This is a genomic window from Streptomyces sp. NPDC088197, assembly GCF_044741185.1.
Classification (GTDB): Bacteria; Actinomycetota; Actinomycetes; order Streptomycetales; family Streptomycetaceae; genus Actinacidiphila.
In genome coordinates this window covers 92,590-105,412 of record NZ_JBIUSD010000019.1, presented here as the reverse complement: position 1 = coordinate 105,412, position 12,823 = coordinate 92,590, and the positions used below count along the sequence as shown (strand labels likewise).

Below are 12,823 nucleotides of genomic sequence, written 5' to 3'. Positions count from 1 at the left end.
CGCCGTCACTACCGGCTCAGCGGCCGGAAGCCGCGCAGGCGCAGGCTGTTGGCCACGACGAAGACGGAGGAGAAGGCCATGGCCGCGCCCGCGATCATCGGGTTGAGCAGCCCCGCCGCCGCCAGCGGCAGAGCGGCGACGTTGTAGCCGAAGGCCCAGAAGAGATTGGACTTGATGGTGCCGAGCGTGCGCCGCGCGAGGCGGATGGCGTCGGCGGCCACGCGCAGGTCACCGCGGACCAGGGTGAGGTCCCCGGCCTCGATGGCGGCGTCGGTGCCGGTGCCCATGGCGAGCCCGAGGTCGGCCTGGGCGAGCGCGGCGGCGTCGTTCACACCGTCGCCGACCATGGCGACGCTGCGCCCCTCGGCCTGGAGGCGCCGGACGACGGCGACCTTGTCCTCGGGGAGGACATCCGCGAAGACGTCGGCCGCGTCGATGCCGACCTCGGCGGCGACGGCCGCCGCGACGGCCGCGTTGTCCCCGGTGAGCAGCATCGGCCGCAGGCCGAGCGCCCGCAGCCGCCGTACGGCCTCCGCGCTCGTCGGCTTGACGGCGTCGGCGACGACGAGCACGGCCCGCGCCCGCCCGTCCCAGCCCACGACGACCGCCGTGCCGCCGTGCGCCTCGGCCGCCGCCTTGGCCTCGGCGAGGTCGGCGGGCAGGACGAGCCCGCGCCCGCTCAGCAGCCGCTCGCGGCCGACCAGCACCTCGTGGCCCTCGACGACACCGCGCACACCGAGGCCGGGGACGTTCTCGAAGTCCGTGACCGGCGGCAGTTCACCGGCCGCCTCGCGCGCCCCGGCGGCGACGGCCCGCGCGATCGGGTGCTCGGAGGCGTCCTCCAGCGCGCCCGCCAGCCGCAGGACGTCGGCCTCCTCGGCTCCCGACACACGCACCCCGGTCAGCGTCATCGACCCGGTCGTGACCGTCCCGGTCTTGTCCAGCACGACCGTGTCGACGGCCCGCGTCGACTCCAGCACCTCGGGCCCCTTGATGAGGATGCCGAGTTGCGCGCCGCGCCCGGTGCCCACCATGAGCGCGGTCGGCGTGGCGAGCCCGAGCGCGCACGGGCAGGCGATGATGAGGACGGAGACGGCCGCGGTGAAGGCGGCGGTCGCGCCCTCTCCGGTCAGCAGCCAGAAGGCGAGCGTGCCGAGCGCCAGCACGATCACCACGGGCACGAAGACGGCCGAGATCCGGTCGGCGAGCCGCTGCGCGGCGGCCTTGCCGTTCTGCGCGTCCTCCACCAGCCGTGCCATACGGGCGAGTTGGGTGTCGGCGCCGATCCGCTCGGCCTCGACGACGATGCGCCCGCCCGCGTTGACGGTGGCGCCGGTGACCCGCGAGCCGGGTCCGACCTCGACCGGTACGGACTCCCCGGTGAGCATCGACGCGTCGACGGCGGAGCCCCCGTCGCGGACGACGCCGTCGGTGGCGATCTTCTCGCCGGGGCGTACGACGAAGCGGTCGCCGACCGCCAACTCGCCGACCGGGATACGCACTTCCCGCCCGTCGCGGAGCACCGCGACGTCCCTGGCGCCCAGTTCGAGCAGCGCGCGCAGCGCCGCCCCCGCCTTCCGCTTGGCGCGGGCCTCGAAGTACCGCCCGGCCAGGATGAACGCGGTGACCCCGGCCGCCGCCTCCAGATAGATGTGGCCGCTGCCGCCGCCGCGCGAGACGGTGAGGTCGAAGGAGTCCTTCATGCCGGACATGCCCGCGTCGCCGAAGAACAGCGCCCACAGGGACCAGCCGTACGCGGCGAGGGTGCCGACCGACACCAGGGTGTCCATGGTGGCGGCGCCGTGCCGCAGATTCGTCCAGGCGGCGCGGTGGAAGGGCCAGCCCGCGTAGATCACGACCGGCGAGGCGAGCGTCAGCGCCAGCCACTGCCAGTTGTCGAACTGGAGCGCCGGGACCATCGACAGCGCGACGACCGGCACGGCGAGGACGACGGCGGTGATCAACCGCTCCCGCAGGGAGGCCGATTCGGGGTCGCGCGCCGGGCCGGCGGCGGTCCCGTCGGCGTCGGCCGGGGGCGCGAGCGGGGGCGGGGGGAGCGCGGCGGTGTACCCGGTGGCCTCGACGGTCGCGATGAGATCGCCGACCGCGACTCCCTCGGCGTACGCCACCTTGGCCTTCTCGGTCGCGTAGTTGACGGTGGCGCTGACGCCGTCCATCCGGTTGAGCTTCTTCTCGATCCGCGCGGCGCAGGACGCGCACGTCATGCCGCCGATCTCCAGCTCGACCGCCTGCTCGGCCGCCGCCGTCCCGCCGTCCTTCGCCGCCGTGGTCATGGCCACTCCCGCTCCCCTCGTGTCCCCGTCGTACCTTTCCTGCCGCCCGGCCCCTGCCCCCGGCCCCCGCCGTGGAGGCCGCGAAGCGCCGGTCAGGCGCGGCCGACCAGTTCGTAACCCGCCTCGTCCACGGCGGCGCGCACCGACTCGTCGTCCACCGGCTGCTCGGACGCGACGGTCAGCAGACCGGTCGAGGCGACCGCCTTGACGGAGGTGACACCGGGAATCGCGGTGACCTCCTTGGTGATCGCGGACTCGCAGTGACCGCAGCTCATCCCGGACACGGAGTAGACGGCCTCGCTCATGGTGTTCTCCTCGATACGTGCGTGCGTGCCTGCTTGTGCGGACGTGCTTCTCCGTCCGCCGGGAACAACCATATACCCCCTAGGGGTATTCCACGAAGCTGAGATCTTCGGCACTCCGGGCGCCCCGCCGGTCCCGGCACGCCGGGCGCTCGCCTAGGCTGGACACGTCGGCGCGTACCCGTGGCAGGGACGCGACCAGCTCTTTCACCAGGAGGCGGCAGCGTGCTGCGCACCATGTTCAAGTCGAAGATCCACCGGGCCACCGTGACCCAGGCGGATCTGCACTATGTGGGCTCCGTGACCGTCGACGCCGATCTGATGGACGCCGCGGACCTGCTGCCCGGCGAACTCGTCCACATCGTCGACATCACCAACGGCGCCCGGCTGGAGACCTATGTCATCGAGGGTGAGCGCGGCTCCGGCGTCATCGGCATCAACGGCGCCGCCGCCCACCTCGTGCACCCCGGAGACCTGGTCATCCTGATCAGCTACGCGCAGGTCGAGGACGCCGAGGCCAGGGCGCTGCGCCCGGCCGTCGTCCATGTGGACGCCGACAACCGGATCATCACGGTCGGCGGCGACCCGTCGGAGCCCACCCCCGGCGCGGACACGCTCCGCCCCCCGCACGCCGTGGCGCGGGCCTGACGGCCGAAGCCGGATCACTGATGTGCCGGGGCCCGCTCGCTGATCGCGGGGTGTTCGCGGAATGTTCGCGGACCGCTCGTGACGCGTCGCGCCCCGTGTGTCCGACGGTGAGCGTTACGCGGCGGTGACGACCGCCGCGCCGCTCACCGGGCCGACGGCCGGGCCCTGGACCGGGCGTATCGGCATCTGGGTACCCCGCGCGGCGGCGGTCCACTCGGCGCGCAGCCGCGCCAGCTCCGTGAGCTCTTCGGCCGTCCAAGGCCGGTCGCCGTGCTCCTGCACATAAGCGCGCAGGGCCGCGTTCGCTTGATCGAGACTTCCCCCGTACATGTGAACCACAGTAGACGGCGGCACTGACAATCCCGAATCCGTTAAACACCGCGCGTGACCGTGTCGATGCGGCACGGCGCCTTCCGTTTCACCCGCCAAGGCGGTGACCTGCGCACGAACGGCGATTGTCGGGACCGGCTGCCATGCTGGGTGTGAGAGAGGACACTGCGTCCCAATCGGACAAAAAGCCCGGCACCCACCCGATCCGCCCGGCACCCACCCGATCCGCCCCGCGCCTGCGATCCGCCCGGCACCCCTGACCCGCCCGACGCCTCCGATCCGCCCGGACGGCTCCGATCCGCCCGGTCACCGCACGACAGCTCCAGGAGGAAGGCACCCATGCTCACCAACGACTACGTGCCCGGCGCGCCCGACTGGATCGACCTGGGCAGCCGCGACACCACGGCCGCCGCCGCGTACTACGGCTCGCTCTTCGGCTGGGAATTCGAACCGGGCGGCCCCGCGTCCGGCGGGTACGGCACCTTCGTGCGGGACGGCGCGACGGTCGCCGCGCTGGGCCCGCTCCAGGACACCGGCGCCCACCCGGCCTGGACGGTCTACTTCGAGACCGCCGACGCCGACGCCACCACGGCGGCCGTCGAGGAGAACGGCGGCACCGTACGGGTGCCGCCGATGGACGTCTTCGACCAGGGCCGCCTCGCCTCCTACACCGACCCGACCGGCGGCGAATTCGGCGTCTGGCAGCCCGGCACCAACAAGGGCCTGGACCACGTCGGCCCCTGGGGCCTGTGCTGGACCGAGCTGTACACACCGCGGGCCCAGCGCGCCAAGGACTTCTACGCCGCGGTCCTGGCCTGGGACTACGAGGACATGCCGCTGCCAGGCGACGCGTCCGCCGACGTCTACACCGTGGTGTCCCGCTCCGGCGGCGGCCAGGACGGCTCGCACGGCGGCATCCTCCAGCTCGGCCCCGACTTGCTCCCCGCCGGTACGGCCTACTGGCAGCCCTACTTCGGCGTCGACGACTGCGACGCCGTCGTCGCCAGGGCCACCGAGGGCGGCGGCACGGCCCTCCTGCCCCCCACCGGCATGGCGGGCGTCGGCCGCCTCGCCCTGCTGACCGACCCCGAGGGCGCGTTCTTCGCCGTGCTCACCCCGGCGGCCTCGATGACGTCCTGAGCCCGTAAAGCCCGTAGAGCCCGCGAAGCCCTTACGGCCCCCGTAAAGCCGGCACAGCATGCCCGGCCCGCGGCCCCTCAGGCCCGCGCGGCTCTCAGGCCCGCGGGTCCTGGCCCGTGGAAGGGGCGGCCTGCTCGGCGGCGGACGGCTCCGCCGCACCGGCCCCGGTCGCGGGGAGCGCCGTCAGATGGGCGAGCGTGCCGGTGATCGTCAGCAGCCGCTCCAGCGCGGGGGACCGGTCGTCCAGGTGGAGCCGGACACCGGCCTCGTCGGTGCGGCGGCGGATCATCAGCAGCGCCGAGAGCCCGCTGGAGTCCGTGCTGCCGAGCCCGGCGCAGTGCAGGTGCAGGTCCGCCAGGTGCGGATTGTCGGCGATCTTGTCGCTGACGACGGCCAGCAGCCGGTCGGCGTTGTCGTAGTCGAGGTCGCCGTGCAGTTCGATCCGCACGGTCGTCTGGGTGTCGACGGCCGTCAGCCGCAGATGGCTCGGGGGAATCGTGGTCATGCGGTGGTCCTGGCGGTGGTGAGTGCGGACGAGGTCAGACAGTCGGTGCCGAGCCGGAGTATCCGGACCGCGCGCGGGAAGTCCTTCAGCTCGTCGGACAGGATCCGCAGCGCGGGCGGCAGGCTGTGCGCGGGAACGCCGCGGGCGGCGAGAATCCCCGCTGTCCAGGTGAGGAAGTCCGCGAAGAGGTCCTCGTCGCCCGTGTAGAGGGCGATGGTGAGGAAGTCCACGATGTGCGCGAGGTCTTGCGCGGTGTGCTCGCGCTGGAGTTCGCTGTACGCGCGCATCGCGGGGAAGGCGGCCTCCAGCCCGCCGAAGACGGTCCGCACCAGGGCCGTACGGGCGCGCGCGACCATCGTGTACTCCTGGTCGGCCAGGTGCGGCAGATCGTCTATCGGCTGGTGCTCGGGCTGCGGGCGCGGCAGCGGGCCGCGCGCGAGGCGCTCCGCGGCCGTACGCGCGTCGGGGGCCCAGGCGTCGGCACCCAGCAGCCGCGCGTGCCGGCCGTCCGGGCCGAAGGCGGCGCCGCCGACGAGGACCGGCACCCCGACGGCCTGGCACGCGGTGATCGCCGCGTGCGCGGTCGGCAGCCGGGTGGCCAGCGAACTGGAGAGCGCCACCGCGTCGCACGCGGTGCGGTGCAGGTGGGTGATGAGGTGCGGGGTGGGCACCTGGGCGCCGAGGAAGTCGACGCGCCAGCCGCGCAGCTTCAGCACCTCGGCCAGGATCCGGGCGGGCAGCGCGTGCCACTCGCCCTCGACGCAGGCCACCGTGATCCTGCCCCGCCAGGGTTCGGTACGGGCGGCCGGGTGCAGGGACAGCGCCGCCACCGCCCGGTCGTTGATCGCGGTGGCGGCGTGCTCCTCGGCGACGCTCAGCCGGTTGGCCGCCCACTCATCGCCCACCTTGCCCTGCACGGGCGCGATGAGGTCGAGCAGCACGCTCTCCGCGTCCACCCCCGTGTCCAGCGCGCCGAGCACCACACCGGCCGCCGCGTGCTCGTCGCCGTGCGCGACGGCCTCCCACAGCTCCGTCACGCGCCGCCCGAGCCCCTGATCAGGTCCGGAGCGGGCTCCGGACGGCGGGGCGGGCGGCGAGGACGCGGAGTGCGACGAGGGTGCGGTCGGCTCGGTGTCGGTGCTCACGCTGTGTACCTGCCCCGAGTACGGCCGTTCACCGCACTCAGGTGGTGCGTCCGGGGCGCGGAGATCACGACGACGGCCATGTCGTCGTGACGCCCCGTGCCGACCCATTCGGCGGCGAGCATCTGGACCCGCTCCACGATTCCTTCCGCGGGCATGCCCGCGCACTCCGACAGCACGCGCCGCAGCCGCTTCTCGCCGAACAGCGCACCGCCCAGGGGGCCGCCGCGCGCCTCGGTGATCCCGTCCGTGTACAGCACGCAGGTCTCGCCGGGCGCCAGGGACAGCGTGACGGTACGGGAGACGGCGTCGGGGATCGCGCCGACCAGGGTGCCCTTGGTGTCGGCCTGCTCCACCTCGCCGTCGGCCCGCACGATCAGCGGCGCGAGGTGCCCCGCGCTGGTCAGCCGCAGCCGCACCTGGTGCCCGTCGCGGAGCGCGGAGGCCAGGATCAGCGTCGCGAAGCGGGTGTGGTGGGAGTTCAGCAGCGCCGTGTTCAGCAGGCTGAGCATCCGCTGGTGGTCGTCGGCCATGGGCAGCAGCGCGTGCAGGGTGTTGCGGATCTTGCCGGTCAGCACGGCCGCCTCGAGGCCCTTGCCGCACACATCGCCCAGCACCGCCAGCGACGCCTCGCCCTCGGTCACCGACGGGTGCACGTCGTAGAAGTCCCCGCCGATCCGCTCGTGGTCCTGCGAGGGCCGGTAGCCGCCGGCGAAGTCCACCCCGCCGACCTGGTGCAGCGACGGCGGCAGCAGTTCCCGCATCAGGACGTCGGTGATCGCCGACTGCTCCGCGTACAGCCGGGCCGCCGACATGGCGGCGCCCGCGCGCGCGGCGAACAGCCGGGCGAAGACCTCTTCGCGTTCGGTGAAGGCGTCGGTCTCCGAGCGCCGCAGCAGGACGAGGGCGCCCGCCGACACCCCGTGCCCCGGCAGCGGGGTGATCACTATCGAACCGACCGGCCCGAAGCCCTCGGGCACCAGCCAGGAGGGGGCCGTCGCCGGGTCGAGCCAGCGCGAGGGCACCGGCGGGAAGCCGCGCAACGCCTCGCCGAGCCCCGGCACTTCGTCCGGATCGACGCCCAGGTGCGACTGCGAGGGGCTGCCGCCGCGCACACAGGAGACCACCGGCAGCCGGTTCGCCCGCGACGGGGCGATGACCATGGCGGCGTCGGCCAGGTGCTCGGCGGCCATCTGCGCGGTGACGTCCATGCACCGGTCCAGGTTGAGCGAGGAGAGCAGCAGGTTGGACGAACGGCTGAGGAATTCGGTGCGCTCGCGTTCCATGCGCAACGCCTCGCGCGCCAGCCGCCGGTCGGTGTCCTCGACCAGCCACCACACGGCGCTTCCGTCGGCCAGCACCGTCGGATGCGCCTCGAAGGTGCGCCCGCCGACCGCGCCCCAGGCCACGTCGACGTCAGCGGTCGCGGCAACGTCCACGTCAGCGGTCGCGGCCCCGTCCGGGCCCGGGGATTTTTCCGTCGGCGCGTGCAGCGTTTCGTGTGCCCGCGACAGCCACGGTGGCGCCACGTCCGCGAGCGCCACCCCTTTCCCGGCCCCCGGCAGCAGAACCCCCGCCGCCTCGTTCGCGAGTATCAGCCTGCCGTCGGCCTCGACCACGAGCACCGGGTAGGGCGCCAGCAGGGGGTACGGGGTGTCGCTCCTCGAAACGCTCACCGGTGCGTCCGCACCGGCTGCCGTCGTGACGGAACCAACCACACATTCAGGATCCGCTGAGCGAATCCCTCACCTCATCGACTAGGGGACAGTTGCGTACGGCGACCAGAAGACCGTTGCCGTCCAGCAACCATCCCGTACTTCCCCGCGGCCCCGCAACCAGCCCACCGGAGCGTGGCCGACCGGTCACAGGGCCTCGCGCCACGCCGCCAGCTCCCGCGCGCTGTCGAACCGCAGCGCCCGTCCGGTCACCGGATCGGTGAATTCCAGCGCCCGCGCGAGCAGTTGCAGCGGCCGGGTGAAGTCCTCCCGGCCGCCCTCCGATTCGGGCTCCGGCAGCACCCGCGGATACACCGGGTCGTACAGCAGCGGCAGGCCGAGCGCGCTCATGTGCAGCCGCAACTGGTGGGTACGGCCCGTCGCGGGCAGCAGCCGGTAGCGGCCCCGCGCACCGCGCCGCTCCAGCAGTTCGACCCGGCTCTCCGCGTTCGGCGGCCCCGGCTCCTCCCACGCCGCGATCCGCCCGCGCTCCTTCACGATCCGGCTCCGTACCGTCCTCGGCAGCTCCACCCGCGGGTCGTACGCGGCGACCGCCTCGTACTCCTTGCGCACCCGCCGGTCCCGGAAGAGCGTCTGGTACGCGCCCCGGTCCCCGGGGCGGACCACGAACAGCACCAGGCCCGCCGTCAGCCGGTCGAGCCGGTGCGCGGGCGACAGTTCGGGCAGCCCGCAGTCGCGCCGCAGCCGCGCCAGGGCGGTGTCCGTCACGTGCCGCCCGCGCGGGGTCGTCGCCAGGAAGTGCGGCTTGTCCGCCACCACGATCCGCTCGTCGCGGTACACCACCCTCACCTCGAACGGCACGGCCGTCTCCGGCGCCACATCGCGGTGGAACCATACGTACGCGCCCGCCTCGTACGCCGTCCCCGCCGTCACCGGACCGCCGTCCGCGGTCACGAAACGCCCCTCGGCCAGCATCGCCCCGACGCGCTCCGCGCCCACCGCCCCCGCGTACCGCTCCAGCAGATACGCCGCCACCGTCGGCGGCTCCCCGCCCCCGCCGGGCAGCCGCAGCCGCACCGGGTCCACGCCGTCCCGCTGCGCCAACGGCGACGGCGGCGCCTTGCGCCCGCCCCTGCGTGCCATGTCCCCGCCCCCCGTCAGCGCGCGACCGGGTAACCGATCCGCTCCAGCTCCCCCCGGCCGTCCCCCCGAACCTCCCCCGCCCCCGGATACCGCACGATCTCCAACGCGGCCGACGCCCGGCACACATCCCGCAGCCCCGCGATCGACGGCAGCCCTCGAGCGACGTCATGGATCGTCACACGCTCAGTCATGCCCCATCCCTATCAAGATCCCTATCAAGCCGCACTGACATTCCCCCGCACACCTCGCACACCCGCACCGTCCCTCGCGTGTCACAGGCGCCCGCGCTGTCCCGTCCCGTGAGGGAGAGCCCCGCGATGAGCCGGGGACGACCGGAACGCGAGGACGGTGGCGGTCATGCGGGTGTTCGTGGCGGGCGGGAGCGGGGTACTGGGGCGGCGGCTGGTGCCGCTGCTCGTGGACGGGGGCCACCAGGTGACGGCCACCACGACGAGCGCGGCCAAACTGGACTCGCTGAAGGCGCTGGGCGCCGACGGCGTCGTGATGGACGGCCTGGACGCGGCGTCGGTCGGCGAGGCGGTGGCCACGGCGCGGCCGGACGTCATCGTGCACCAGATGACGGCGATCGCCACCGCGCACGCGGGCAAGCCCGACCTCAAGCACATGGACCGCTGGTTCGCCCCCACCATCCGGCTCCGCACCGAAGGCACCGACCACCTGCTGGCGGCGGCCCAGGCGACCGGCGTGCGCCACGTCGTCGCCCAGGGCTACGCCTCCTGGAACGGCGTCCGCGAGGGCGGCTGGGTCAAGACGGAACAGGACCCGCTCGACCTGATGGAGGGGACGGCGGCGCAGGCGGGGATGCGGGCGATCCGGCACGTCGAGGACGTGGTGGCGGACTTCGGCGGCGCGGTCATGCGCTACGGCAGTTTCTACGGCCCCGGCGTCACCGACGACATGGTCGAACTCCTGCGCAAGCGGCAGCTCCCGCTCGTCGGCGCCGGCGCGGGCCACACCTCGTGGATCCACCTGGACGACGCGGCGAGCGCCACCGCCCTGGCCGTCGAGCGGCGCGCGACCGGCCTGTTCAACGTCGTCGACGACGAACCGGCGCCGGCCGCCGAGTGGCTGCCGTATCTGGCCCGGTGCGCGGGCGCGAAACGGCCGATGCGGGTGCCCGCGTGGCTGGCCCGTTTGCTGGCCGGGGAGGTGGCGGTGACGATGATGACCGAGGGCCGCGGCTTCTCCAATGCCAAGGCCCGGCGGGAACTGGGCTGGGAGCCGCGCTACTCGTCGTGGCGCGAGGGGTTCGAGAAGGGGCTGAAGTGACGCGGGCGGATGCGCGGCAGGGGCAGGGTTCGGCACGGTCTGACGGGGCACGGTCCGGTGCGGCGCGGGCGGGGGAGTTCGAGGACCTGCGGCCGCTGCTGTTCTCGATCGCGTACCGGATCCTGGGCAGCGTGAGCGAGGCGGAGGACGCGGTCCAGGACACCTGGCTGCGCTACGAGGCCGCCGGGACCTCGCCCGCCTCGCCCAAGGCGTACCTGTCGGCCGCCGTCACCCGCGTCTCCATCGACGTGCTGCGCTCCGCCCGCTTCCGGCGCGAGGAGTACGTGGGGGAGTGGCTGCCGGAGCCGCTGCTCGCCGACCCCTACGACGACCCGGCGCGCTCGGCGGAACTGGCCGACTCCGTCTCGACGGCCGCCCTGTTGCTGCTGGAGCGGCTCAGCCCGCTGGAGCGCGCCGTCTTCGTGCTGCGCGAGGTCTTCGGTTTCGGCTTCCCCGAGGTCGCCTCCGCCGTCGGCCGCTCCGAGGCCGCCTGCCGTCAGCTCGCGGTACGCGCCAGGCGGCACATGGACGAGGGCCGCCCGCGCTTCGAGGCCGACCGGCGGGAGCGGGAGAGGCTGGCGGGACGGTTCTTCGACGCGCTGCGCGAGGGCGACGTCGAGGCCCTGCGCGACGTGCTCGCCGCGGACGTCCAGGTCGTCGGCGACGGCGGCGGCAAGACCCCGCAGTTCGCCCGCGCCATCAGCGGCGTCGAGAACGTGACGCGCCTGCTCGCCACCACCTTCCCCTGGTTCTTCCGCATCGACGTGACCGTCGAGGCCCACGAGATCAACGGCCAGCCCGGCATGATCTTCCGCGACCGCGACCGCAAGGTGCTCAACGTGTGGACGCTGGACGTGCTCGACGGCCGGATCCAGATGATCAACTCCGTCAGCAACCCCGACAAGCTCGGACACCTGGGCCCGGTCGGGGACGCGTGGGCGGTCTACCGCGAGTGGAACGCGGCCCGCCGCCCGTAACGCCCCCCGCCCTTGCCGTCCCGCCCCCGTCGTCCCGTGTCCGTCGTCCCGTGTCCGCCGTCCCGCGCCGTCACTTGCGGTCCAGGTCGAGGTTCAGATCCAGGTTCAGGTTCAGGTCCAGGTCGAGACCGAGGTCGCGGCGCAGACGCGTCAGGGCGCTGCGGACACGGGACTTGGCCGTGCCCAGCGGGATGCCGAGCGTCTCCGCGACCTCCTGGTGGCTGCGCTCGGCGTAGAACGCCAGGTGGATCGCCTCCCGTTGCAGATCGGTCAGCACGCTCACCCCGCGCCGCACCGCCGCCTGCCTCATGCGCCGCTCGACGATGTCCAGGACGTTGTCGCCGGCCGGCAGCCGCGTCCTGCGGGCCGCCAGGTCCTCACTGCGCAGCAGTACGGCGTTGCGCCGGATCCAGTCGACGGCACGGCGGTGCGCGATGGTGACGACCCAGCCGCGTACGCTCCCCTGCTCCGGCCGGTACAGCGACGCCTTCGCCCACACCTCGGCCATGACGTCCTGGGCGATGTCCTCGGCTTCGGCGCGCAGCCGCACCCGCCGCTGGACCAGCGACTTGACCATGGGAAAGAGCAGCGTGTACAGCGCGGTGAACGCCTCCTGGTCGCCGCGTCCCGCCGCCAGCATGTGCTGTTCGAGGCCGTCGCTCTCCCAGCACTCCGCCTCCGGCGGCGACGGGAGACGCGTCGGACCTGCGTCCGGCATTCGGCTCACCTCCTCAGCGCCCGGTGCTGAACCGGGTGCCGTGCGGACCAAGGGGAGTTCGTGGCCCCGGTCCTCAGGTATGGCCGCTCCGCCCGATGGCCACCTGGAAAGGGGGTACGGACGTACGGATGTGCGGGCGCCCTGACGTGGCGCCCGTCGGCCGTCCGCCGGGGTCATGGGCGGAGTCGGGGGCCGGTGGCGCGCTCAGCGCCGGGTGAGGTCGCCGTAGAGGGTGTCCCAGGCGTCGTCCTGACGGCTGGCCGGTTTTCCGTCGCAATAGGGCAGCGCGTGCTGGGCCGTGTAGTAGCGGAGCATCGACAGTACGGCCATCGGGTCGCTGTTCTTGCCCGCCGTGTAGTCGCGGTCGGGCAGCGTCGCCTGGTGCACGCGGCAGGTCGGACGCGGGCTCGCGGGGCCGGTGACCAGCGCTCCCGTGTGCCGGTCGGCGGCGCAGGAGGTGAGCGCCAGCGCGAGGACGGCGGCGGTCAGGGCGGCGCCGAGGAGGGCGGCCGGGCGGGAGGCCGTACGCGGTGACGTGCGCGGTGTCATACGTGTGGCCGTACGTGTGGCCGTACGTGTGGCCGTACGCGTGGCCGTGCGGGTCGTGCCGGTCATATCAGTCGTGCGAGGCGTCGTACGCGAGGGTGTGCGCATGGTT

At 73.6% G+C, this 12,823-nt stretch carries 14 protein-coding genes; 4 read left to right on the top strand and 10 right to left on the bottom strand.

Annotated features, from left to right (window positions below):
* Positions 1 to 8: 8 nt before the first annotated feature.
* Together ACIOC1_RS31675 and ACIOC1_RS31670 are read right to left on the bottom strand one after the other, a co-directional pair.
* Positions 9 to 2,294: a heavy metal translocating P-type ATPase gene (locus ACIOC1_RS31675; protein WP_401857472.1), complete on the bottom strand. Its 2,286-nt coding sequence runs from the start codon at positions 2,292 to 2,294 to the stop codon at positions 9 to 11.
* A 92-nt stretch (positions 2,295 to 2,386) separates the two neighbouring features.
* Complete coding sequence (locus ACIOC1_RS31670; RefSeq protein ID WP_188279701.1) at positions 2,387 to 2,599, bottom strand: heavy-metal-associated domain-containing protein; 213 nt, start codon at positions 2,597 to 2,599, stop codon at positions 2,387 to 2,389.
* Between the two features lie 222 nt (positions 2,600 to 2,821).
* Between ACIOC1_RS31670 and panD the strand changes: the two genes are divergently transcribed.
* The gene (gene panD, locus ACIOC1_RS31665) at positions 2,822 to 3,244 is read left to right on the top strand and encodes an aspartate 1-decarboxylase (RefSeq protein ID WP_401857469.1); all 423 of its coding nucleotides are present in this window, start codon (positions 2,822 to 2,824) and stop codon (positions 3,242 to 3,244) included.
* A gap of 114 nt (positions 3,245 to 3,358) precedes the next feature.
* On the opposite strand, the gene ACIOC1_RS31660 is transcribed toward panD, so the two are convergent.
* Positions 3,359 to 3,574 (bottom strand): hypothetical protein, encoded by a 216-nt coding sequence (locus tag ACIOC1_RS31660; protein ID WP_188279703.1) that lies wholly within the window; start codon positions 3,572 to 3,574, stop codon positions 3,359 to 3,361.
* Between the two features lie 339 nt (positions 3,575 to 3,913).
* On the opposite strand from ACIOC1_RS31660, the gene ACIOC1_RS31655 reads away from it, so the two are divergent.
* Entirely contained in the window at positions 3,914 to 4,714 is an 801-nt protein-coding gene (locus ACIOC1_RS31655; protein ID WP_401857466.1) for a VOC family protein, read from the top strand.
* Positions 4,715 to 4,808: 94 nt separating this feature from the next.
* Here ACIOC1_RS31655 and ACIOC1_RS31650 read toward each other — a convergent pair whose 3' ends face one another.
* The 5 genes from ACIOC1_RS31650 to ACIOC1_RS31630 form a co-directional block, all read right to left on the bottom strand.
* Positions 4,809 to 5,219: an STAS domain-containing protein gene (locus ACIOC1_RS31650; protein WP_401310530.1), complete on the bottom strand. Its 411-nt coding sequence runs from the start codon at positions 5,217 to 5,219 to the stop codon at positions 4,809 to 4,811.
* On the bottom strand, positions 5,216 to 6,364 hold the full coding sequence (locus ACIOC1_RS31645; protein WP_401857463.1) for a B12-binding domain-containing protein: 1,149 nt from the start codon (positions 6,362 to 6,364) through the stop codon (positions 5,216 to 5,218). The genes ACIOC1_RS31650 and ACIOC1_RS31645 overlap by 4 nt, the downstream gene beginning before the upstream one ends.
* Entirely contained in the window at positions 6,361 to 8,037 is a 1,677-nt protein-coding gene (locus ACIOC1_RS31640) for a PP2C family protein-serine/threonine phosphatase (protein WP_401857460.1), read from the bottom strand. Before ACIOC1_RS31640 ends, ACIOC1_RS31645 begins: the two co-directional genes overlap by 4 nt.
* Before the next feature lie 186 nt (positions 8,038 to 8,223).
* The gene (locus ACIOC1_RS31635; RefSeq protein ID WP_391162397.1) at positions 8,224 to 9,180 is read right to left on the bottom strand and encodes a pseudouridine synthase; all 957 of its coding nucleotides are present in this window, start codon (positions 9,178 to 9,180) and stop codon (positions 8,224 to 8,226) included.
* Between the two features lie 14 nt (positions 9,181 to 9,194).
* Positions 9,195 to 9,371, bottom strand: coding sequence for a hypothetical protein (locus ACIOC1_RS31630; RefSeq protein WP_391043293.1), 177 nt, complete (start codon positions 9,369 to 9,371; stop codon positions 9,195 to 9,197).
* 166 nt (positions 9,372 to 9,537) lie between these two features.
* Here ACIOC1_RS31630 and ACIOC1_RS31625 point away from each other — a divergent pair, with 166 nt between their 5' ends.
* Both ACIOC1_RS31625 and ACIOC1_RS31620 read left to right on the top strand, forming a co-directional pair.
* Positions 9,538 to 10,470: an NAD(P)-dependent oxidoreductase gene (locus ACIOC1_RS31625; protein ID WP_355337763.1), complete on the top strand. Its 933-nt coding sequence runs from the start codon at positions 9,538 to 9,540 to the stop codon at positions 10,468 to 10,470.
* Positions 10,467 to 11,447: an RNA polymerase sigma-70 factor gene (locus ACIOC1_RS31620; protein ID WP_401857455.1), complete on the top strand. Its 981-nt coding sequence runs from the start codon at positions 10,467 to 10,469 to the stop codon at positions 11,445 to 11,447. The genes ACIOC1_RS31625 and ACIOC1_RS31620 overlap by 4 nt, the downstream gene beginning before the upstream one ends.
* 70 nt (positions 11,448 to 11,517) lie before the next feature.
* Here the strand turns inward: ACIOC1_RS31620 and ACIOC1_RS31615 are convergent, their stop codons facing one another.
* Both ACIOC1_RS31615 and ACIOC1_RS31610 read right to left on the bottom strand, forming a co-directional pair.
* On the bottom strand, positions 11,518 to 12,165 hold the full coding sequence (locus tag ACIOC1_RS31615; RefSeq protein WP_401857452.1) for a sigma-70 family RNA polymerase sigma factor: 648 nt from the start codon (positions 12,163 to 12,165) through the stop codon (positions 11,518 to 11,520).
* Between the two features lie 204 nt (positions 12,166 to 12,369).
* Positions 12,370 to 12,714: a hypothetical protein gene (locus ACIOC1_RS31610; RefSeq protein ID WP_366823709.1), complete on the bottom strand. Its 345-nt coding sequence runs from the start codon at positions 12,712 to 12,714 to the stop codon at positions 12,370 to 12,372.
* Positions 12,715 to 12,823 lie beyond the last annotated feature (109 nt).